This window comes from Nocardioides daphniae, assembly GCF_004777465.1.
Taxonomy (GTDB): Bacteria; Actinomycetota; Actinomycetes; order Propionibacteriales; family Nocardioidaceae; genus Nocardioides; species Nocardioides daphniae.
On record NZ_CP038462.1, the window covers coordinates 1,378,257 to 1,398,383 of the forward strand.

Consider the following 20,127-nt stretch of genomic DNA (forward strand, 5'->3'; position numbering starts at 1 on the left):
GGAGTCGTGCCGGGGGAGCGGCAGGCTCAGGGGGTCGGCTGGCCGATCTTCTCGAGCATCTCGGTGAACCACGGCTGCGTGGCGTCGAAGGCCTTGTGGCCGGCGATTCGCTCGAACTCGATGGCGCGCAGCTCGTCGCCGCGCTCCTCGTCGTGGCCGATCACGCCGGGCACCCCGCCAGGGCGCTCTCGACGGCCAGCTCGCACATCTCGCGGACCAGGGCCCGGTCGGTCTCGTTGGCCGCGGCGGAGCGGGAGAAGTAGCCGGACTTCTGCACCATCGTCTTCTTCGCGCCGAGCCGCTCGGCGAACTGCTCGGCGAAGTAGCGGCCCGGGTTGATCTTGTCGAGCATGACGTGGCCGAAGGGGTCGCGCTTGACGGGTGTGCCGGACTCCTCGAGCTCCCGGACGATGTCGGCGACGCCGGCCCCCTCGGAGAGGAAGATGTTGACGCAGCCGATCTCGTCCATCACCGCCCGCAGCCGGGTGGCCTCGGCGTCGATGTCGATCGGGACCTCCGGCACGTAGAGACCGTGGATGCCCCACCGCTCCGCGCTGAGGCCGATGCTCGGCAGCCACTCCTGCTCGTCGTGCCACCGCAGGTACGCCCGCGCGGCCGCGGCGGTGAGCCATCCCGAGGCCCGTCCCATCACCTCGTGCACGATGAGCATCCGCGGGCTGGAGCCGTGCTCGGCGAGCACGTTGCGGGCGAAGATCGCAGCCTGCTCGGCGGCGGTCTGCGCCCCGAGGGTCTGCTTGATCGGCACGACGTCGTTGTCGATGGTCTTCGGCAGGCCGACGACGGTGAGGTTGATCTGCTGCCGCGCCAGGTGGGCGGCGAGGTCGGCCGCGGCGGTGTTGGTGTCGTCGCCACCGATGGTGTGCAGCACCTCGACGCCGTCGGCCACCAGCTGGCGGGCGGCCACGTCGAGGGCGGTCTCGTCGGGCCGATCAGGCCGCGGCGCCGGCAGTTCTCGTCGTTGGTGAGCTTCACCCGGCTGTTGCCGATCGGGCTCCCGCCGAAGCGCTGGAGCACCGCCGCGCCGCGGCGGGCCTCGTCGTCGACCACGATGCTGTCGCCGCGCAGCAGGCCCTCGTAGCCGTGCCGGTAGGCGACGATCTCGGTGTCGGGGGAGCGGCGGGTCCAGGTCTCGATGAGCGCCCCCACGGCCGAGGAGAGGCAGGGGGCGTATCCGCCGGCGGTCAGCAGGGCAACGCGTGCGGGGGCCATGCGGCGATGATAGGGGGCGTACGCGTGTCTCACCCAGCGGCGAGAACGTGGCCGTGGCGGGGGCGCGCGGCGGGCGGACGTACCCTTGGGGGGTGACCATCCCGAGCCTCGAAGAACTGAACGCCCTCGGCCGGGTCCAGCAGCCCACCTACCCTGACGCTGCTGCGCTCGACAGTGCGGTCGCCCGCCTGCGCAACTCGCCCCCGCTCGTCTTTGCCGGCGAGTGCGACGACCTGACGGAGAAGCTGGCCGCGGTCACCCGCGGCGAGGCGTTCCTGCTCCAGGGCGGCGACTGCGCGGAGACGTTCGACGGCGTCACCGCCGAGAACGTCCGCAACAAGCTGCGCGTGCTGCTCCAGATGGCCGTGGTCCTGACCTATGCGGCGTCGGTGCCCGTGGTGAAGGTCGGCCGTCTGGCCGGTCAGTACGCCAAGCCGCGCTCCTCCGACAACGAGACCCGCGACGGCGTGACGCTGCCCGCCTTCCGCGGCGACGCCGTCAACGGCTTCGACTTCACGCCCGAGGCGCGCATCCCCGACCCGCAGCGCCTGGTCGACATGTACAACGCCTCGGCCTCGACGCTGAACCTCGTGCGTGCCTTCACGACCGGTGGTTACGCCGACCTGCGCCAGGTGCACGCCTGGAACACCGACTTCGTCCGCGACTCGGTCGCCGGCCTGCGCTACGAGAAGGTCGCCAGCGAGATCGACCGCGCCCTCACCTTCATGCAGGCGATCGGCGCCGACCCCGACGAGTTCCACCGGGTCGACTTCTACTCGAGCCACGAGGCGCTGCTGCTGGAGTACGAGCACTCCCTCACGCGCATCGACTCGCGCACCGAGAAGCCGTACGACGTGTCGGCCCACATGGTGTGGATCGGCGAGCGCACCCGTCAGCTCGACGGTGCCCACGTCGAGCTGCTGAGCAGGATCAGCAACCCGATCGGCGTGAAGCTCGGCCCGACGACCACCGCGGACGACGCGCTGGCCCTGGCCGCCAAGCTCAACCCGGAGAACATCCCGGGCCGGCTCACCTTCATCACCCGCTTCGGTGCCAAGAAGATCCGCGACGGCCTGCCGACGCTGGTCGACAAGGTCAAGGCCGCGGGCGTGCAGGTGGCGTGGGTCTGCGACCCGATGCACGGCAACACCTTCGAGGCGTCCTCGGGCTACAAGACTCGTCGCTTCGACGACGTCATCGACGAGGTCCAGGGCTTCTTCGACGTGCACCGCTCGCTCGGCACCTGGCCCGGCGGCCTCCACGTCGAGCTCACCGGTGACGACGTCACCGAGTGCGTCGGCGGTGGCGAGCTGATCGACGAGGCCGGCCTGGCCAACCGTTACGAGACGGTCTGCGACCCGCGCCTGAGTCGCGTGCAGTCGCTGGAGATGTCGTTCCTCGTCGCGAGATGCTGCGGCAAGGCCTGAGGCGTCGACGACTGACCGATCCTCTGCGGACGGGCGGCAAGGACCTGGTGTCCGTGCCGCCCGTCCGAGCGTCCGTGCGTAGGCTCGCGGGGTGAGCGACCTCGTGGACCTGCGTTCGGACACCCTGACCCAGCCGACCCCGGCGATGCGCCGTGCCATGGCTGACGCCCCGGTGGGCGACGACGTCTACGGCGAGGACCCCACCGTCGCGGAGCTCCAGGAGCGGGTGGCCGACCTCTTCGGGCACGAGGCCGCGCTCTTCACCCCGACCGGGTCGATGGCCAACGTCCTCGCGGTGCGCAGCGTGGTCGCGCCCGGTCAGGAGGTGCTCTGCGAGAGCTCCGCCCACATCGCCCGCGCCGAGCTGGGCGCCCACGCCGTCTACAACCAGGTGACGATGCGCACCTGGACGCACCCGCGCGGTGGTGTCGACCTTGACGCCGTCCAGCACCTGTACGCCCCCGACATGGGCCCCTTCTTCGTGCCGACCGCCGCGGTCGCGGTGGAGAACACCCACAACTTCGCCGGCGGCACCGTCACCCCGGTCGAGGACCTGCAGGCCCTGCGCGCCTGGGCCGACGAGGTCGGCTGCGCGGTCCACCTGGACGGTGCCCGCATCTGGAACGCCCACGTGGCCACCGGCACCCCGCTGCGTGACTACGGCGCCGTCGCCGACGTGATGGCGGTCTGCCTCTCCAAGGGGCTGGGCGCCCCGATCGGCTCGCTGCTCGTCGGCTCGGCCGACGCGGTCGCCGAGCGCGGTGTGGCGCAAGCGGATGGGCGGCGGCATGCGGCAGGTCGGCGTGCTCGCTGCCGCCGGGCTGCACGCCCTCGACCACCACGTGGAGCGGCTGGCGACCGACCACGCCCACGCCCGGCTGCTCGCCGAGGCCTGCGGCGTCGACCCGGCGGGGGGACACCAACATCGTCGTGCTCGAGCACGCCGACGCCGCCGGCTTCGTGGCAGCGGCGGCACGCGAGGGCGTACGCGTCTCGGCGGTCGGGCCGCGCACCGTGCGCCTGGTCACCCACCTCGACGTCGACGAGGCCGACGTGAAGCGGGCGGCCGAGGTGCTGGCGCGTCTGGCGGAGCTGCCCGGGCGGGGCTAGCCTCGACCTGTGGCACGTATGCGCGGTCAGCTGCGGATCGCTCGTCCGCGCGAGGTGGTCTTCGACGCCGCGGTGGACGAGCCGTCGTGGAATCCCGCCATCTCGTCGGTGGAGTGGCTGACCCCGCCACCGGTGGGTGCGGGATCGAGGTATCGCGCCGTCTTCGGTAAGCGCTGGGTGACCGACGTCGAGCTCGTCGAGCTCGAACGGCCCCATCTGCTGCGCAGTCGGAGCACGAGCTCCTGGTTGTGGAGCGACGGACCGCTCACGTTCCGGGAGGAGGGACCGGGCGTCACCGTCATGAGCTGGGACTGGGAGTACCGCCTGCTCGGGCGAGCCCGCGTGCTCGCGCCGCTCTTCCGCCTCGTCGGAGGGCGCTGGGAGCGGGCCAACTGGAAACGGATGCGCGACCACGTCGAGCGCCAGGAGCCCTGACCCTTGTTGTCGGTGGCGACAGGTCAGCTGCGGCGCACCAGGGCCGAGGCGTCGAGCCGGTCCATCACCTTCGGCAGCTGCCGCACCACCTGGGCCAGGTCGCGCAGCTCCGAGCCGAGCAGCGCCTGCGGGCCGTCGCACAGCGCCGTCTCGGGCGTGGGGTGCACGTCGACGATGACCCCGTCGGCGCCGACCGCGATCGAGGCCCGGGTCAGCGGGACGACCAGGTCCTTGCGCCCGGCCGCGTGCGAGGGGTCCACGATGATCGGCAGGTGGCTGAGCGCCTGCACCACCGGGATCGCCGAGATGTCGAGGGTGTTGCGGGTGGCCGGCTCGAAGGTGCGGATGCCGCGCTCGCAGAGCACGATGTCGAGGTTGCCGCGCTGGGCGATGTACTCCGCCGCCATCAGCCACTCCTCGATGGTGGCCGTCATTCCACGCTTGAGCAGGACCGGCTTGCCGGCGCGCCCGACCTCCTGGAGCAGGCCGAAGTTGGCCATGTTGCGGGTGCCGACCTGGAGCATGTCCGCGTCGTCGGCGACGGTCTCGACGTCGCGGGCGTCGACGACCTCGGTCACGATGGGCAGGCCGGTGCTGGCGCGCACCGAGGCCAGGATCTGCAGGCCCTCGATCCCCAGCCCCTGGAAGGCGTAGGGGGAGGTGCGCGGCTTGTACGCCCCTCCGCGCAGCAGGGTTGCGCCCGCCGACGCGGCCATCCGCGCGGCGTCGACCGTCTGCTCGGGCGACTCGACGGCGCACGGCCCGGCGATGAACGTGAAGGTGTCGGGACCGATCGGCACCTGGTGGCCCGCAGGGCCGACCCAGACGGTCGAACGCTGGGGGTGGTGCTGGCGGCTCACGAGCTTGTAGGGGTCGGAGATCCGGTGGACCGCGGCGACCCCACGCAGGGTGCGCAGGTTGAGAGTGGTGGAACGACTCGATGTCTCCGACCAGGCCGATGATCGCGCGCTCCACCCCCTTCGAGACGAAGGCCCTGCCGCCGACGGACTCGACCCGCTCGACGACGTGGGCGATGTCCTGGTCGGTGGCGTCGGGGGACATCACGACGACCATGTGACCACCTCCTGACCTGCTGCCCCGGCCCGGGGCGTACGAGGCGCACGCTAGCGGACCGCGGCGACCCTCCCGGGCCACCGTGCGGGCGGCAAGACGCCGCCGCGCGTCCCCGCCTCAGACCGTGACGTGGCTCAGACCGTGAGGTGGGTGACCTCGCCCTCGATCGGTCGGCGCTGCCCGACCAGCTCGACGACCAGCATCGCGGCGAGCACCAGGGCGCCGCCGACGAGCAGCCGGGAGGTGAGCGACTCACCGCCCAGGGCGACCGCGAAGGCAGCCGCGAAGACCGGCTCCATGCTCATGATGATGGCGCAGCGCGTGGGTGGCAGGTGGGCCTGGGCCCAGGTCTGGACGAAGAGCGCGGCGGCGCCGGCGACCAGCGCCATGTAGAGCATCGAGGTCCAGTCCTGCGTGGTCGAGGGCAGCACGATGCCGTCGGGCACGGTGGCCACGAAGCAGACCACGGTGATCACCATCAGCTGGACGATCGACATCCCCATGGCCTGCTCCGGGCGCGACCAGGCGCCGAGCCCGACGATGTGCAGGGCGTAGAGGGCGGCCGCCACCAGGGTGAGGGACTCGCCGTAGCCGAGCGCGAACTCACCCCGCATCGTCAGCACCCACAGGCCGGCTGTCGCCATCGCCACCGCGAGCCAGGTGACCGCAGTGATCCGGTGTGCGCAGCAGCAGGGCCGCGAAGATGGGCGTGAGCACGACGTACATGCCGGTCACGAAGCCGCTGACGCTCGCGGCGGTGTGCGCCAGTCCGGCGGTCTGCAGGATCTGGGCGACCCCGTAGAGGAGGCCCAGGACGAGGGCGTGCCGCCGCGACTCGCGCGACAGCCTGCCGAGCGCGCGCGGCGCGACCAGCACCATGGCCAGGCTCGCGATCGCGAAGCGCACGGCCAGGAAGTCGAGGGTGGGGACCCGGTCGAGCAGGTCCTTGATCAGGTAGAAGGTCGACCCCCACGAGGCCGTCATCGCGACCAGGGCCAGGGTCGCGACGAGGGTTCCGCGACGGCTCATGCGTGCGCAGCCTCGCGCAGCGCCTTGAGCAGCGGGATGTCGGCGTTGCCCTCGTCGCGCGAGCCGGGCGTCTCAAGGATGAAGGGCACGCCCTCCATGGCCGGGTGGGCGAAGAGCTCGCTGAACGCGCCCGTGCCGATGTGGCCCTCGCCGATGCGCTGGTGGCGGTCCTTGAAGGCGCCGCGGACGTCCATCGAGTCGTTGGCGTGCACCAGGCGCAGGCGTCCGGCGCCGCCGATCTCGACGATCCGGTCGACGGTGGCGGTCGCCCCGCCCTCCTCGTCGAGCGGTGCCCCGGCGGCGAAGACGTGGCAGGTGTCGAGGCAGATGCCGGCCCGCGGGTGGTCGTCCACGGCAGCGAGGTAGGGGGCGAGGTCCTCGACCCCGGCACACAGGCTGCGGCCCTGGCGGCCGTCGGCTCCAGCAGCAGCCACGGGGCGTCCTCGTCCCCGAGCGCCTCGAGGATCGGCAGCAGGCCGTCGCGCACCTGGCGCATGGCCGCTGCGTACCGCTCCTCGCTGTCGGTGGGGTCGACGAAGGAGCCGGTGTGGACGACGACGCCCTCGGCGCCGATCTCGGCGGCCCGGCGCAGGTTGTGGGCGAGGATCGCGACCGACTTCTCGTACGTCGCGGGCGTGGGGGAGCCGAGGTTCACCAGGTAGGGCGCGTGCACGAAGACGCGCATGCCGCGCTCGGCGGTGGCGTCGCGGAAGGCCGCGTCGACCCGCGGGTCGCCGGCCGAGTGGGCCCAGCCGCGCGGGTTGCCGAGGAAGACCTGGATCGTCTCCGCGCCCAGCTCGTCGGCGCTGGCCAGGGCGCCGGCGACCAGGCCCTTGCCGACCTGGACGTGGGTGCCGACGGGGTTGCGGAGGGCGGACTCGTCACGGGTGAGGGGGGAGGACTGCTGCACCGGACAACTCTAGGGCGGGGTCACGGTCAGGGCTCAGGGTGGGCCGCCCCAGCCCGGGCGAGGACCGGATCAGATCAGGAAGAGCGTGACCGTGGAGCCCTTGGGCACCATCTCGCCGGCGCCCGGGTCGCTGCTCAGCACGAAGCCCAGGCCGATGTACTGGCCGGACCGCTCGATCTTGACGGTGAAGCCGAGCGCCTCGAGCCGCTCCTTGGCGGCCTGCTGCCCCTGGGCGATGACGCGGGGCATCTGCACCAGCTCGGGGCCCTTGGAGACGACCAGCTTCACGGCGTCGCCCTTGTAGAGAGTTCCGGTGGTGGGGCTCTGGCTGATCACCACGCCCTCGGCCACGTCGTTGTCGAAGACCTCCTCGGTCTCCACCTCGAGCCCGGCCCCGCGCAGCGCCTTGGTGGCGGCGGCCGCCTTCTTGCCGGTCCAGTCGGTCAGCTCCACCGGCTCGCGGCCCTTGCTGACCACCACGTTGACCGCGTGTGCCGGGCGCAGCGTGGTGCCGGCCTTCGGGTTGCTGGAGATGACCTGCCCTCGGGCACGCTGTCGTGGTACTTGTCGACCTGACGGCCGAACTCGAGCTTCGTCTCCTCCAGCGCGCGCTGGGCGTCGTCGACCGACAGTCCGGCCAGCTTGGGCACGTCGTAGCGCTCGGGCCCCTGGGAGAGGGAGAGCGTGACGGTCTCACCGGGGAGCACCCGGTCGCCGGGGCCGGGGTCCGTGGCGACGACGTCGTCGACCGGCACGTCCTCGCTGTAGGACGGGTCGCCCACCTCGACCTCGAGGCCCGCCTGCTCGAGGGCCGCCGTGGCCTCGGCCCGGTTCATGCCGAGCACCGACGGCGTGGTGGTGTAGCGGGCAAAGCCGAACCACCAGGAGCCCACACCGACGCCCACCACGAGGAGCAGCGCGAGCAGGAGCAGGATCGGTCCGCGACGCGAGCGTCGGCGGGTGCGCGGCTCACGGGGCAGGTCGGGCCGGGGGGCCGGCAGGCGCGTGATGCCCGGAGCAGAGGCGACGGCGGTCTCGTCCGGAGGGAGCTGGATCTGCTGGGTGCGGTCGCTGACCGGGAGCTCGTCGTGGGTCGGACGCGCGGCCGCGGCGCCCACCGGCGCGGCAGCGACGGCCGTGCGCTCCACCGGTGACTCCAGGTCGGCGAAGCCGTCGGCGTCGGCCTCCAGCTCGACCGGCAGCGGCGCGACGACCGGCAGGGGGCGCAGGTCCGCCTCGAGCTCGGGGTCGTCGAGGACGCCGTCACGCAGGGTCTGGGCGACGCGCCGCACCTGGTGCAGGAGCACGCCCGCGTCGGCCGGGCGCTGGTCGCGGTCACGGGCGGTGGCTCGCGCGACCAGGGCGTCGACGTACGCCGGCAGCCCGGGCACCCGGGCCGACGGGGCGGGGACGTCCTCGTGCACGTGCTTGTAGGCGACCTGGATCTGGGAGTCGCCCTCGTGCGGCTTGGTGCCGGTGAGGAGCTCGTAGAGCAGCACGCCGACGGCGTACACGTCGGCCCGGGCGTCGGCCTGGCCCTGCACGACGAGCTCGGGGGCGAGGTAGGAGACGGTGCCGATGACCACACCGGTGGCGGTGTGGCTGCTCGTGGCGCTGACGGCCTTCGCGAGCCCGAAGTCGGCGACCTTGATCGTGGGGGAGTCGCCACCCTCGCCGATCAGCACGTTCTCCGGCTTGACGTCGCGGTGCACGATCCCGGCCCGGTGGGCTGCGGCCAGGGCGCCGAGCACCGGCTCGACCAGGCCGAGTGCGCGCAGCGGCGGCATCGGGGCCTCGTCACGGATCACGTCGCGCAGCGTCCGCCCGGGCACGTACTCCATGGCCAGGAAGACGGTGCCCGCGTCCTCGCCCTGGTCGTAGACCGCGACGACGTGGGGGTGGGAGAGCTGGGCGGCGGCACGCGCCTCGCGGACGAACCGCTGGGCGAAGTCGTTGCCGTCGCCGAGGCCGGAGTGCATCACCTTCACCGCGACGGTGCGCTCCAGGCGGAGGTCCACCGCCTCGTACACGCCGGCCATGCCGCCGCGGGCGATGCGACGCACGATCCGGTAGCGCCCGTCGAGGACCCGCCCGAGCAGGGGATCGTGGGGATCCACGGCGGCACGCTGACGCGTGGACTCGTCTGACTCCACGATCGTGACCTCCGGGGACGGGGAACTCGGGCTGGCACGGTCGGCGACGCCTGGGCAGGGCCGGCCGTGGGGCAATCGTAGTGATCGGCCCCTGAATCGCGGCGCCCGCTGTCCAGTTCCGGCGTGGCGCGCCGGAGTGGCACGATGGCCCCATGAACGACGGACCCCTCGCCTCGGCAGACCTCGACGCCCTCGTCCCCGCATGGATCGACTGGGCAGGTGCGGCCGCCCAGCTGGGCGTCTCGGTGGGGCGGGTGCGCACGATGATCCGTGAGCACGAGCTCGCCGCTGCGGTGCCGCGTCCCGGCGCCGGGCAGCAGGTCCCGGCCGACTTCCTCCAGGACGGCGAGGTCGTGAAGGGACTCCCCGGCCTGCTGACCGTGCTGCACGACGGCGGCTACGACGACCGCGAGTGCATCGCCTGGCTCTTCACGGACCTCGACCTGCCCGGCCGCCCGATCGACGCGCTGCGTGAGAACCGCGGCTCTGAGGTCAAGCGCCGGGCCCAGTCGATGGCCTTCTGACCGTGCTGCGCCGCTCCCCGTGGGCCCTGCTGGCGGGGCTCGCCCTAGTCCTGGCGCTGTGGTGGTTCCAGCCCGGCGGCGAGCCGGACTCCTCGTCGCGGCCCACCCCGGGAGCCTCGGCGCCCTCATCGGGGCTGCCCACCGGCCCCTCGACCTTCGGCCCTGTCCAGCCCGGGGCGGGAGAGGACGAGGACGGCCTGCCGACCGTGCGGGCCGCCGAGCTGCCGCGGGAGGCCCGGCGGGTCCTCGACCTCATCGACGCCGGCGGTCCCTTCGCCCATCCCGACAAGGACGGATCGCGCTTCGGCAACTTCGAGGGGCGGCTGCCGGCCCGGCCCCGCGGCTACTACCGGGAGTACACCGTGCCGACGCCGGGGATCGACCACCGCGGCGCCCGCCGGATCGTGACCGGCCAGGCCGGTCAGCGTTACTGGACCGCCGACCACTACGAGAGCTTCGCGAGGATCCTGCGATGAGTGGCCTGGCGCCCCTGCTCGCCCGGCGCCACCCCGCAGGCGTCTACCGCTGGGAGGCGGCGTACGACGTCGACCAGGTCGCCAGTGTCGTGCACGCCGCGCACTGGTCGTTCCACCACGTCGACGGCGTGGCGGCAGCCACGAAGCGCGAGCTCCTGGCCGCGCTGGGGGTCGCGCTGGAGTTCCCGGCGACCTACGGGCAGAACCTCGACGCGCTCGCCGACCTGCTCGACGACCTCGCCGGGCCCACGCTCCTGCTCTGGGACGAATGGGGCCTGCTGGCCCGCGAGGACGAGCGCACGTTCGCCACCCTGCTGCAGATCTTCTCCGAGCGTGCCGACGACGCCGTGCGCCCACCCTTCGCCGTGCTGCTGCGCGGCGCGGGCCCCGAGGTCGTCGGGCTCGGGCTGCTGGACTGAGCAGCCGGCAGCCGCCTCAGAGCACGCGCTGGGTGGCGAGCGCTGCCAGCGTACGCAGCGTGGCCGTCGCGCCCGGGTCGAAGCCGGCCGCGTCGAGCCGGGCCACGGCGCGGTCCGACAGGTCGGTGATCATCTGCTCGACCGCCGCGTGGGCCCCCGAGCCCTCGATCAGCGTGCGCAGCTCCTCCACCCGGGCCTCGTCCAGCGGCGAGCCGAGCGCCGCGTCGAGGGTGGCCGCCCCGGCCTCGTCGGCCCCGTCCAGGGCCAGGGCCACGAGCACGGTGCGCTTGCCCTCGACCAGGTCGTCGCCGGCAGGCTTGCCGGTGGTGGCCGGGTCGCCGAAGACGCCGAGGAGGTCGTCGCGCAGCTGGAACGCCTCACCCAGCGGCAGGCCGAACTCGGTGAGCTGGTCGAGCTGCTGCTCGCTCGCCCCGGCCAACGCGGCCCCGATGTGCAGCGGACGCTCGATCGAGTACTTGGCCGACTTGTAGCGCAGCACCGTCATCGCGGTCTCGACGTCGGCGTGGGCACGTGCCTGCACCGACACGTCGAGGAACTGTCCCGCGATCACCTCGGTACGGCAGAGCGCGAAGACCTCCAGGGCCGGAGCCACGCGCTCGAAGGGGAGGCCGCAGCGACGCAGCAGCTCACCGGACCAGGCCAGCAGCAGGTCGCCCAGCAGGATCGCCGCCGCGGCGCCGTACTGCTCGGCGTTGCCCCGCCAGCCGGCCGCCACGTGCTCGGCCTCCAGCGCCTTGTGGGTCGCGGGGCGACCGCGACGGGTGTCGGAGGCGTCCATCAGGTCGTCGTGGACCAGGGCGCTGGCCTGGAGCAGCTCCATCGCGGCGCAGGCACGCAGCAGGGCGCGCTCGTCCTCGACCTCGGGACGGACCGCGCGGTAGCCCCACCAGCAGAAGGCGGCCCGGAAGCGCTTGCCGCCGTCGAGGGCGGTCCGGGCCTCCGTGAGCAGACGGGTGGCGTCGGGGCCGAGCGGCGCCAGGCGCGCCTCCTGCTCGTCGAGGAACTCGTCCAACGTGGTCTGGAGGGCGGTGCGGAACGCCGCGGCGTCCCACTCGGCAGGCTGGGTCGGCGCGGGCACGGCCCCGAGCCTAGCCACCCGGGCGAGGGTCGTCCCACCTGCGTCAGGTCTGGCTACGCTGGCCGGCATGCAGAGGACTGTCACCGTCACCGGCATCGGCGCCGCCTCCGCGGTCCCCGACCGGGCCGTCGTCCGGGTCGCCGTGAGCCACCGTGCCGCCGGCGTCGCCGAGGCGGTCGCCGGGCTGGACCCGGCCGGGCGCGCGGTCAGCGAGGTCGTCCGCGCCCACACCGAGCCCGGGCAGGTCGCGACCACCGGCGTGCAGGTCTGGCCGCACCACGACCAGCAGGGGCGCCCCGACGGCTTCGAGGCCAGCCACCAGACGCGCATCGTCTGCGACGACCTCGCCTCGGCCTCGGCCCTCCTATCCGCGCTCGCCGAGCGTGTCGGCGACGCCCTTCGGGTCGACGCGGTCGCACTGGAGGTCGGTGACCCCTCCGAGGCGGTGGCCAGGGCGCGCGAGCTGGCGTTCGCCGATGCCCGGGCGCGGGCCGAGCACCTCGCCGGGCTCGGAGGCGCGGCGTTGGGTGACCTGGTGGCCATCCAGGAGGGACAGGCGGGCCCCGGTCAGGAGGGCGCGCAGTACGCTCGGGCCGCGGCCCAGGTCAGCCTCGAGCCCGGCGAGCAGGAGGTCCGGGTGCAGGTCAGCGGCACCTGGCAGCTGGTCTGAGGGTCTGGGACCGGTCGGCTTCCGCGCCGTCAGGCCGGGCCGATCGCCTGCGCCACCAGCGAGCCGGAGAGGCCGGTGAAGGGCAGGCCCGCTCCCGGGGTCGCATGGGCGCCCGCGGCGTAGAGGCCGGCGACGGGCGTGGTGGGGCCGAGCCGACGGCGTACGGTCGCCCGGCCGCGCCACTGCATGCCCAGCGGGGAGCCGCCCCACGCCTCGGCGAGGTCGGCGGGGGAGCGCTCCAGGCGGGTGACCACCCGGCCGCGCAGGTCGACGCCGCGACGGGCGAGCAGCTCGACGACGTCGCCGGTGGCGGGGCCACGGTGCTGGACGGTGAGCACGGCGTGGCCATCGGGGGCCGAGCCGCCGTGGCGCAGGACCAGGGTGGGCTCGCCGGAGCGGCCGTGCAGCACGGTCTCCCCGGCTGCGGCCACCCACGCGGGCAGCTCGCCCGCGACGCCCAGGTGGGTCAGCGTCGGCAGGGAGGTCGACGTCGTACGCCGCACGAGGGGCCGCAGCGCCGGGAAGTGGTGGGGGTCGACGGCGCAGACGACCGCGTCGGCCTCGACGTCGCCGGCGTCGGTGCGCACGGCCCGCACCCGCCCGTCGGAGACGACCAGGTCGTGCACGGGGGTGGAGGTGCGGACGTCCACCTTGCGGGTGGCCAGGCGCTTCGTCAGCACCGCGGCGAGGCCGCCCAGGCCGCCCTCGACGGTCCACGCGCCGAACTTCTGCTCGACGTAGGAGACGGTGCCGAGCCACGCCGGCACCCGGGCGAGGTCGTGGCCCTCGGCGGTGAAGGGGTGGCCGGCGACGAGGGCGAGCCGGTCGTCACCGAAGGCCCGCCGGAAGGTCCGGGCGAGCGTCGTACGGGCCTTGAGCAGGGCCGCGGCGTCGCGGTGCGCGAGCGCGGGGTCCCACGGGCGCTCGAGGTAGTCCTTGCGCACCCGCTCCCAGACCTCGCCGAGTTCGTCGACGTAGGCGACCCACTGGCTGCCGAGCCCCGCGCCGAGGGCCTCGAAGGCGTGCTTCTGCGCGGCGCGGGAGCCGCCGGTGAGGGAGAGCGAGGTGCCGTCGGTGAAGCGGTGCTCGCGGATCACCTCGACGGGGACCAGCTCGACCTCGCGCTCCAGGGGGCGCCCGGACTTGCGGAAGAGGTCACGGACGACGGCGGGCAGCAACGTCGTGGAGGGGCCGGTGTCGAAGGTGAACTCCTCGTGCGTGAGCTGTCCGAGCGCGCCGCCGAGCGTCGGGGCACGGTCGAGCAGGGTCACCGAGTGGCCGAGCTTGGCCAGGCGCGCCGCGCCCGCCATGCCACCGAAGCCTCCGCCGACGACCACCACGTGCATGCGCCGAGGGTAGCGGCGGCCTACTCGGCGGCGATGACCCTGGCCAGCGACTCGGGGTCGCGGCCCACCACGGTGGTCCCGTCGGCCGCGGTCAGGATCGGGCGCTGGATGGTGCGCGGCGAGGCGGCCATCGCCTCGAGCCACTCCTGACGGTGGGCGGCGTCCTTGGGCAGGTCGATCCCGGCCTCGCGGGCCTCCTTGGGGCGCGCCAGGTCCCACGGCTCGAGGCCGAGGCGGGTCACGACCTCGCCCAGCTCGGCGGCGGTGGGGAGGTCGTCGAGGTAGCGCCGGACGGTGTAGTCGACGCCTGCCTCGTCAAGGGTGCTGAGCGCGGTGCGGCACTTGCTGCAGGCCGGGTTGAGCCAGATCTCCATGGCGTCACTGTGCCTCACTCCACGTCGAGCGGCACCGCCCCGGTCATCGTGCGCAGCTCCTCGTACGTCGTGGAGTAGACCGCGGAGGGATGGCCGGCAGCGGCCCAGACCACGTCGTGGCGCTGCAGCCAGGTGTCGATCCAGGTCGGAACCGGAGCGGGGTGGGCGAAGGGGGAGACGCCGCCGATCACCTGCCCGGTGTGGGTGCGGACGAAGTCGGGGGTGGCGCGCTCGAGGCGGTCGACGCCCAGGTCGCGTGCCACCTTCGCCACGTCGACCCGGTGGGCTCCCGAGGTGAGCAGCAGCACGGGGGACCCGTCGGCCGTGAAGAGCAGGCTGTTGGCGATGGCACCGACCTCGCAGCCCAGCGCCTCGGCCGCGAGCGCTGCGGTGTGCACCGATGCAGGCAGCACCACCACGTCGCCGGTACCGTTGCGGAGGGCATGTTCGGCGCGGAACGCCGCGATCGACTCGTGCTCACTCGTCATGCCGGGACCCTAACGCGCGTCACGGCCGGCGTCACGGACGCCGCGACGAGGCGTGTCCGCGCTCGTGCCCCACCCTGGAGGACCCCCATGACCGAACGACCGGCCTCGGTCGATCACGCGCTGCGCGTGGTGCTCGCCCTGTCCGTCGTGTCATGACTGATCACGCTCCTGACGTGGGTCTTCCGCAGCGACCTGGTCGTCGCCTGGGCCGAGGGCAACGCCGGTGCGCGCGAGCTCATGCGTGAGGGTGGCATCGAGGCCGTCGAGACCACCTTGTCGGTGCCCGGCTTCGTGCCGGTGGTGGTGACCTCGTTCGTGGTCCTGCTGATGCTGCTGGGCGTGATGGCGGTCTTCTTCCGTGAGGGCTTCACCTGGGCGCGGGTCTGCCTGGGCGTGATCGCCGTCTTCGGGATCTTCCTGGCGGTGCTCAGCATCGCCAGCGGCATCCCGACGCTCTTCACGGTGCTCTCGGGCGTGATGATCGTGCTCTGCGTCCTGCTCCTCGTCTTCCTGCTGCACCCGAGCACCACGCGCTACTTCCGCGAGGTCTGAGCCGCCCGGCTCCCGTCCACGACGCGCACGGAGGCCGACCACCCGCACCGGGTGGTCGGCCTCCGTCGTGCTGCCCTGAGCCTGCAGAACTTCGTTGTTGACCAGTTGTCGGTGGCCGGGTGTACCGTTCTCCTTGTTCGAACACGTGTTCGAATTGGTCTCGGTGGTGGTGACCTCGACCCCCACCACCGCCGGGGCCAGCCAGGGGTCGTTGACTGCGGAGGAGGACGTCATGAGGCGGTACGACGACCCGGTGGAGGTCCGTCGGGGACAGGTGGCCGGGCAGGGGAGCGAGCAGTCGCTCGAGGCGCCCGAGCAGTTCCTGTGGCACGGACGTGTGTGGAAGGTGCGCAGCGTGGTGGCCCGGTGGGTGGAGACCGGCCCCTGGTGGCAGTCGTCCCGGGCCCGCTCGGTGATCGGGGCGGAGGTCGGCGAGGCCGACCACCTCCCGCACCAGCGCGACTGGGACGAGCTCGAGGGCGACCTGCTCGCCGAGCGCGAGTTCTGGCGCGTGGAGGCCGGCAGGCCCGTGGCGCGCGAGCCCCAGGAGGGGCCGACCAGTGGGGTCTTCGACCTCTCCTACGACGCGATCGACGGGCGCTGGCAGCTCGTGGGTTGCCTGGACTGACCCGAGATTCGGAGGACGACGATGAACGACTCACGACCTGCTCCCGCCCCGGTGCGACCCGGCGGTGACCTGCACCTGCTGCCGGCCGCCACCCACTCCTACCTGACCCGCGCCACCACCTCGCTGCGCGAGGCGGTGACGGCTCCCGACGTGCCGACGCGCTACGCGTGCGCCCACGTCGCCGCCCTGCGGGCCGCGGCCGCGCTCCTGGCGGCCCGGGCCCTTCCCACCCCGAGCCGGCGACGGCAGAAGAACGCCTGGGTGCTCCTGGCCGAGGTGGCCCCGGAGCTCACCGAGTGGGCGACCTTCTTCGCGGCCGGTGCGAGCAAGCGTGCCGCCGCCGAGGCGGGGTCGCTGCGGGCGGCGACGGAGCGCGAGGCCGACGACCTGGTGCGTGACGCCGACCGCTTCCTCGCGGTGGTGGAGTCGGCGCTCGGCCTGATGCCCCACGCGCCCGAGGCTGTCCGACTGACGGTGGCCGAGCCCGGATGGTCGGAGCGGACCGGTGCCGCGTGACCCCTTCGTCCACCTCCACGTCGCGTCAGGGCACTCCCTGCAGTACGGCGCCTCGCACCCCTCGGCCCTGGTCGAACGGGCCGCCGAGTGGGGGATGGACCTGCTGGCCCTCACTGACCGGGACGGCACCTACGGGGCGGTGAAGTTCGCCAAGGCCGCTGCGCGCGCAGGCATCCGACCGGTGCTGGGGGTGGACGTCGCCGTCCGGCCGTCCGCGCCGGTGCGTCCCTCCCGCGGGCGTACGCCGGTGCGTGGCGGCGCCTACCGCGAGGACCGTTGGCCCAGGGTGACGGTGCTGGCGCGCGACCGCCTCGGCTGGGCAGCCCTGTGTCGACTCGTCTCCGACGTCCACCTCGGTGGCGAGCGGGGCGTGCCCGTGGCCGACACCGAGACGCTGCTGCCGCACGTGGCCGGAGGGCACCTGGTGGTGCTGCTCGGCCCCGGCTCGGAGGTCGGGTCGGCGGTGACCACCCGTCGCGACGACCTGGCCCGGGAGCACCTCTCGCGCTGGTCCCGGGCGGTGGGTCGGGAGAACCTCCGTGTCGAGCTGGTCTCGCACCTGCTCGGGGCCACCGAGCAGGGCTGGGGCCCGGGCAGCACGCCCCACGCCGCTCGGATGGCGGGGCTGGCGGCCGAGGCCGGCGTGGAGACGGTGCTGAGCAACGCGGTGCGCCACGCGCGCCGCAGCGACGCGCCCACGGTCGACGTGCTCGACGCGGCGCGCCGCCTGGTGCCGCTCGACCAGCGCCACCTCGACCGCGGCAACGCCGAGGGGCACCTCAAGTCCGGTCCCCAGATGGCCGAGGTCGCCGACGAGGTCTCCCGCGCCGCCGGCTGGGGGCAGGACGGTGCCGCGCGCCTGCTGGCCCGGACCCGGTCGCTGGGGGAGGAGTGCGCGCTGGACCCGCGCGACGACCTGGGCATCGGCCAGGTCCACTTCCCGGAGTTCGAGGTGGTGCGTCGTAGCGGCGTGGCGACCGACGGGGTCGGGGCCACGCCGGCCGACGTCCAGCTCCGTGCCCGCTGCGAGTCGGCGCTCGCCTGGCGCTACGGCTCCGCGCCCCGGCAGCGGATCTGGAAACGGCTGCACGACGAGCTCGAGGTGGTCGAGTCGTTGGGCTACGCCTCCTACTTCCTCGCCGTCAACGAGGTCACCGACCTGATCCGTGACATGGGGGTGCGCTGCGCTGCCCGTGGCTCGGGCGCCGGCAGCCTGGTCAACTACCTGCTCGGGATCTCAGGGGTCGACCCGCTGCGCCACGACCTGCTGATGGAGCGGTTCCTCTCGCCGTTGCGCTCGTCGCTTCCCGACATCGACGTCGACGTCGAGTCCGCCCGGCGGGGCGAGGTCTACGAGGCCATCCTGGAGCGCTTCGGGGGCGACCGCTGCGTCTGCGTCTCGATGACGGAGACCTACCGCGTGCGTCACGCGATCCGTGACGTCGGTGCTGCGCTCGGCATGCCGCCGGGCGAGGTCGACGCGATCGCGAAGGCGTTCCCGCACATCCGCGCACGGGACGCCCGCTCGGCGTTGCAGGACCTGCCCGAGCTGCGGGCCAGCGGGCTGGCCCAGGGCCGGCTGGACCTGATGTTCGCCCTCGTCGAGCGGCTCGACGGGCTCCCGCGCCACGTCGCGGTCCACCCCTGCGGCGTGCTGCTCTCCGACGCCACGCTGCTGGACCGCACCCCGGTCGAGGCGAGCGCGGCGGGCTACCCGATGAGCCAGTTCGACAAGGACGACGTCGAGGACCTGGGCCTGCTCAAGCTCGACGTGCTCGGCATCCGGATGCAGTCGGCGATGTCGCACGCGGTCGCCGAGATCCGGCGCGTCGACGAGGTCGAGGTCGACCTCGACGACGAGGAGCAGGTCCCCTTCGACGACCCGGCCACCTACGAGCTGATCAGCAGCGCCCGGACGCTCGGCATCTTCCAGATCGAGTCGCCGGGGCAGCGCGAGCTGGTGGGCAAGTCGGGGATCGAGAGCTTCGAGGAGATCATCACCGACATCTCCCTCTTCCGGCCCGGTCCGGTGAAGAGCGACATGATCACCCCCTACCTGGAGGCCAAGCAGGGGTGGAGGCCTGCCGCCTACCTGCACCCCGACCTGCGTCCGATCCTCGCCCAGACCCACGGCGTGGTCGTCTTCCACGAGCAGGTCATCGAGCTCTTCGCGATCCTCGCCGGGGTCAGCTTCGCCGAGGGCGACGAGAAGCGCCGGGCGATGGGGAGCCGTGAGGGGGTCGACCAAGTGCGCGACTGGTTCGTGCCCCGGGCGCTGGCCCGCGGCTACGAGGAGTCCTTCGTCGAGCGGATCTGGAAGGTGCTGGCCGCCTTTGCCTCCTTCGGCTTCTGCAAGGCCCACGCGGCGGCGTTCGCACTGCCCACCTACCAGTCAGCGTGGCTCAAGACCCACTGGCCGGCGCACTTCCTCGCCGGGGTGCTGACCCACGACCCGGGGATGTACCCCAAGCGCCTGATCCTCGACGACGCCCGTCAGTACGGCGTGGGCGTGCTCCCGCTCGACGTCAACCTCTCCGGCCGCGACTACATGGTGGAGCCCTCCGACGACCCGTCGGGCTACGCGATCCGCCTCGCCCTCTCCGAGCTCAAGGGGATCAGCGACGCCGAGGTCGACCGGATCCTCGCCGGCCGCCCCTACGCGTCGCTGGCCGACCTGTGGCACCGGGCCCCGGTCTCCCGGCCGGTGGCCGAGCGCCTGGTCCTCACCGGCGCCTTCGACGACGTCCACCGCATCGCGACCTCGGGCGGTGGCGTCGGGCTCCGCGACCAGGTCACCCGGCGCGACCTGCTGCTCCAGGTCGCCGAGCTGGAGCGGGTCGACCGCTCCGACCGGCGCACGGCCCGGGGGCGGCACACCGGTGGCCGGGTGGCGGTGGGGGGTGACGTCCGGACGCGGGCCGCTGCGCAGGTGCGCAGCGACCACGCTCCGGCGCCTGTGGAGTCGGTGCAGCTGGCCCTGGCCATCGGTGACGGCGACGTCACTGTGGTCAGCGGGCTCCCCGAGCTCAGCGTGGGGAGCGGACCGCGGCCGAGCTGGAGATCCTCGGGCTCGACGTGAGCAGCCACGTGGTCTCGGAGTACGCCGAGCTCCTCGACGCCCTCACCGTTGTACGCAGCCGTGACCTGCTGCGCTGCCGCAGCAAGGCCGAGGTGCTCGTGGCCGGGGTGAAGGTCGCGACCCAGACCCCGCCGATCCGGTCCGGACGCCGGGTGGTCTTCCTGACCCTCGACGACTCCACCGGTCCGGTGGACGCCACCTTCTTCGAGGACGCGCAGGGCCCGTACGCCTCCACCGTCTTCTCGACCTGGCTGCTGCTCGTCCGCGGTGAGGTCCGGCGTACGGGCCCCCGCGGGGTCTCGTTGCGCGCCACCGGCGCCTGGTCGCTGCCCGAGCTGCACGCCCTGTGGCGCGACCACCCCACCGCCGAGGAGGGGCTGGCCGCGGTGCGGGCCCGACTGACCCAGCCGGTCGTGACCGAGCAGGGCCCGGAGCACCGCCGGGTGCTGGTGCACAGCAGCGGCTTCCGGATGTCGCCGTACGCCGACATCAAGCCCGCCGGCGTCGACACGCTGCCGGCCCGTGCCCTGTGGCACCGCAGCCCGGGGAGTCCCGGATGAACGCGACGATCTTCGGCCTAGTGTGGGA

General features: G+C 73.3%; 20 protein-coding genes and 5 pseudogenes. 13 read left to right on the top strand and 12 right to left on the bottom strand.

Translation table 11 applies throughout. The features are described 5' to 3' along the window. Positions 1-26 precede the first annotated feature (26 nt). A pseudogene (locus E2C04_RS06800) lies at positions 27-1,230 on the bottom strand (pyrophosphate--fructose-6-phosphate 1-phosphotransferase). Between the two features lie 92 nt (positions 1,231-1,322). On the opposite strand from E2C04_RS06800, the gene E2C04_RS06805 reads away from it, so the two are divergent. The 4 genes and pseudogenes from E2C04_RS06805 to E2C04_RS06815 all read left to right on the top strand — a co-directional run bounded on the left by E2C04_RS06805 (position 1,323) and on the right by E2C04_RS06815 (position 4,202). Further along, complete coding sequence (locus E2C04_RS06805) at positions 1,323-2,657, top strand: class II 3-deoxy-7-phosphoheptulonate synthase (protein WP_135832045.1); 1,335 nt, start codon at positions 1,323-1,325, stop codon at positions 2,655-2,657. Between the two features lie 157 nt (positions 2,658-2,814). Continuing rightward, positions 2,815-3,357: pseudogene (locus E2C04_RS06810) on the top strand (threonine aldolase family protein); the annotation flags it as partial. An 88-nt stretch (positions 3,358-3,445) separates the two neighbouring features. Next, a pseudogene (locus E2C04_RS20765) lies at positions 3,446-3,493 on the top strand (hypothetical protein); the annotation flags it as partial. Positions 3,494-3,776: 283 nt separating this feature from the next. Beyond that, complete coding sequence (locus tag E2C04_RS06815) at positions 3,777-4,202, top strand: SRPBCC family protein (protein WP_135832046.1); 426 nt, start codon at positions 3,777-3,779, stop codon at positions 4,200-4,202. A 23-nt stretch (positions 4,203-4,225) separates the two neighbouring features. On the opposite strand, the gene aroF is transcribed toward E2C04_RS06815, so the two are convergent. The 7 genes and pseudogenes from aroF to pknB form a co-directional block, all read right to left on the bottom strand. Next, positions 4,226-5,119 (bottom strand): 3-deoxy-7-phosphoheptulonate synthase, encoded by an 894-nt coding sequence (gene aroF, locus E2C04_RS06820; RefSeq protein WP_338088834.1) that lies wholly within the window; start codon positions 5,117-5,119, stop codon positions 4,226-4,228. 73 nt (positions 5,120-5,192) lie between these two features. Next, positions 5,193-5,276 (bottom strand): annotated as a pseudogene (locus tag E2C04_RS19480) (hypothetical protein); the annotation flags it as partial. 134 nt (positions 5,277-5,410) lie between these two features. Further along, positions 5,411-5,920 carry a DMT family transporter gene (locus tag E2C04_RS19485; protein ID WP_238694465.1) on the bottom strand — a complete coding sequence of 170 codons (510 nt, stop codon included), beginning with the start codon at positions 5,918-5,920 and terminating at the stop codon, positions 5,411-5,413. Continuing rightward, positions 5,880-6,305: a DMT family transporter gene (locus tag E2C04_RS19490; RefSeq protein ID WP_238694466.1), complete on the bottom strand. Its 426-nt coding sequence runs from the start codon at positions 6,303-6,305 to the stop codon at positions 5,880-5,882. The genes E2C04_RS19485 and E2C04_RS19490 overlap by 41 nt, the downstream gene beginning before the upstream one ends. Then, a pseudogene (locus tag E2C04_RS21875) lies at positions 6,302-7,215 on the bottom strand (deoxyribonuclease IV). Before E2C04_RS21875 ends, E2C04_RS19490 begins: the two are co-directional and overlap by 4 nt. Before the next feature lie 69 nt (positions 7,216-7,284). Further along, positions 7,285-7,695, bottom strand: coding sequence for a PASTA domain-containing protein (locus E2C04_RS19505; protein WP_238694468.1), 411 nt, complete (start codon positions 7,693-7,695; stop codon positions 7,285-7,287). Beyond that, a complete protein-coding gene (gene pknB, locus E2C04_RS06835; RefSeq protein ID WP_238694469.1) occupies positions 7,659-9,332 on the bottom strand; it encodes a Stk1 family PASTA domain-containing Ser/Thr kinase in 1,674 nt (557 codons plus the stop codon). Before pknB ends, E2C04_RS19505 begins: the two co-directional genes overlap by 37 nt. 188 nt (positions 9,333-9,520) lie before the next feature. On the opposite strand from pknB, the gene E2C04_RS06840 reads away from it, so the two are divergent. The 3 genes from E2C04_RS06840 to E2C04_RS06850 are packed head-to-tail and all read left to right on the top strand — an operon-like array spanning position 9,521 to position 10,787. After that, positions 9,521-9,892, top strand: coding sequence for an Rv2175c family DNA-binding protein (locus E2C04_RS06840; protein WP_135832047.1), 372 nt, complete (start codon positions 9,521-9,523; stop codon positions 9,890-9,892). Positions 9,893-9,894: 2 nt separating this feature from the next. Beyond that, complete coding sequence (locus E2C04_RS06845; RefSeq protein ID WP_229721498.1) at positions 9,895-10,368, top strand: guanyl-specific ribonuclease; 474 nt, start codon at positions 9,895-9,897, stop codon at positions 10,366-10,368. Further along, positions 10,365-10,787 (top strand): barstar family protein, encoded by a 423-nt coding sequence (locus E2C04_RS06850; RefSeq protein WP_135832048.1) that lies wholly within the window; start codon positions 10,365-10,367, stop codon positions 10,785-10,787. The genes E2C04_RS06845 and E2C04_RS06850 overlap by 4 nt, the downstream gene beginning before the upstream one ends. Positions 10,788-10,803: 16 nt before the next feature. On the opposite strand, the gene E2C04_RS06855 is transcribed toward E2C04_RS06850, so the two are convergent. Next, positions 10,804-11,886, bottom strand: a complete 1,083-nt coding sequence (locus tag E2C04_RS06855) for a polyprenyl synthetase family protein (RefSeq protein WP_229721499.1) — start codon at positions 11,884-11,886, stop codon at positions 10,804-10,806. A 67-nt stretch (positions 11,887-11,953) separates the two neighbouring features. Between E2C04_RS06855 and E2C04_RS06860 the strand changes: the two genes are divergently transcribed. Continuing rightward, positions 11,954-12,556, top strand: coding sequence for an SIMPL domain-containing protein (locus E2C04_RS06860; protein ID WP_135832050.1), 603 nt, complete (start codon positions 11,954-11,956; stop codon positions 12,554-12,556). Positions 12,557-12,585: 29 nt separating this feature from the next. On the opposite strand, the gene E2C04_RS06865 is transcribed toward E2C04_RS06860, so the two are convergent. From E2C04_RS06865 to E2C04_RS06875, 3 genes are read right to left on the bottom strand one after another with little or no spacing between them, the layout of a single operon-like run. Continuing rightward, positions 12,586-13,902 carry a phytoene desaturase family protein gene (locus E2C04_RS06865; RefSeq protein WP_135832051.1) on the bottom strand — a complete coding sequence of 439 codons (1,317 nt, stop codon included), beginning with the start codon at positions 13,900-13,902 and terminating at the stop codon, positions 12,586-12,588. Between the two features lie 20 nt (positions 13,903-13,922). Continuing rightward, entirely contained in the window at positions 13,923-14,276 is a 354-nt protein-coding gene (locus tag E2C04_RS06870) for an ArsC/Spx/MgsR family protein (RefSeq protein WP_135832052.1), read from the bottom strand. Positions 14,277-14,290: 14 nt separating this feature from the next. Further along, entirely contained in the window at positions 14,291-14,764 is a 474-nt protein-coding gene (locus E2C04_RS06875) for a YbaK/EbsC family protein (protein ID WP_135832053.1), read from the bottom strand. Between the two features lie 237 nt (positions 14,765-15,001). On the opposite strand from E2C04_RS06875, the gene E2C04_RS06880 reads away from it, so the two are divergent. The 5 genes from E2C04_RS06880 (at position 15,002) to E2C04_RS18570 (ending at position 20,099) form a co-directional block, all read left to right on the top strand. Further along, on the top strand, positions 15,002-15,316 hold the full coding sequence (locus tag E2C04_RS06880) for a hypothetical protein (RefSeq protein ID WP_135832054.1): 315 nt from the start codon (positions 15,002-15,004) through the stop codon (positions 15,314-15,316). Between the two features lie 232 nt (positions 15,317-15,548). Further along, a complete protein-coding gene (locus tag E2C04_RS06885) occupies positions 15,549-15,944 on the top strand; it encodes a DUF6504 family protein (RefSeq protein WP_135832055.1) in 396 nt (131 codons plus the stop codon). 21 nt (positions 15,945-15,965) lie between these two features. After that, the gene (locus tag E2C04_RS06890; RefSeq protein ID WP_135832056.1) at positions 15,966-16,460 is read left to right on the top strand and encodes an SAV_6107 family HEPN domain-containing protein; all 495 of its coding nucleotides are present in this window, start codon (positions 15,966-15,968) and stop codon (positions 16,458-16,460) included. After that, a complete protein-coding gene (locus tag E2C04_RS06895) occupies positions 16,450-19,539 on the top strand; it encodes a DNA polymerase III subunit alpha (protein WP_202977924.1) in 3,090 nt (1,029 codons plus the stop codon). Before E2C04_RS06890 ends, E2C04_RS06895 begins: the two co-directional genes overlap by 11 nt. Continuing rightward, positions 19,536-20,099, top strand: coding sequence for an OB-fold nucleic acid binding domain-containing protein (locus E2C04_RS18570; protein WP_202977925.1), 564 nt, complete (start codon positions 19,536-19,538; stop codon positions 20,097-20,099). Before E2C04_RS06895 ends, E2C04_RS18570 begins: the two co-directional genes overlap by 4 nt. Positions 20,100-20,127: the final 28 nt, after the last annotated feature.

Excerpts from the sequence above, each read along its gene's own strand:
- E2C04_RS06890 (WP_135832056.1), top strand. The coding sequence starts at position 15,966 with ATGAACGACTCACGACCTGCTCCCGCCCCGGTGCGACCCGGCGGTGAC.
- E2C04_RS06840 (WP_135832047.1), top strand. The coding sequence starts at position 9,521 with ATGAACGACGGACCCCTCGCCTCGGCAGACCTCGACGCCCTCGTCCCC.
- E2C04_RS06850 (WP_135832048.1), top strand. The coding sequence starts at position 10,365 with ATGAGTGGCCTGGCGCCCCTGCTCGCCCGGCGCCACCCCGCAGGCGTC.
- E2C04_RS06875 (WP_135832053.1), bottom strand. The coding sequence starts at position 14,764 with ATGACGAGTGAGCACGAGTCGATCGCGGCGTTCCGCGCCGAACATGCC.
- E2C04_RS06870 (WP_135832052.1), bottom strand. The coding sequence starts at position 14,276 with ATGGAGATCTGGCTCAACCCGGCCTGCAGCAAGTGCCGCACCGCGCTC.
- E2C04_RS19485 (WP_238694465.1), bottom strand. The coding sequence starts at position 5,920 with ATGGCGACAGCCGGCCTGTGGGTGCTGACGATGCGGGGTGAGTTCGCG.
- E2C04_RS06860 (WP_135832050.1), top strand. The coding sequence starts at position 11,954 with ATGCAGAGGACTGTCACCGTCACCGGCATCGGCGCCGCCTCCGCGGTC.
- E2C04_RS06880 (WP_135832054.1), top strand. The coding sequence starts at position 15,002 with ATGCGTGAGGGTGGCATCGAGGCCGTCGAGACCACCTTGTCGGTGCCC.
- E2C04_RS06885 (WP_135832055.1), top strand. The coding sequence starts at position 15,549 with ATGAGGCGGTACGACGACCCGGTGGAGGTCCGTCGGGGACAGGTGGCC.
- E2C04_RS06865 (WP_135832051.1), bottom strand. The coding sequence starts at position 13,902 with ATGCACGTGGTGGTCGTCGGCGGAGGCTTCGGTGGCATGGCGGGCGCG.
- E2C04_RS19490 (WP_238694466.1), bottom strand. The coding sequence starts at position 6,305 with ATGAGCCGTCGCGGAACCCTCGTCGCGACCCTGGCCCTGGTCGCGATG.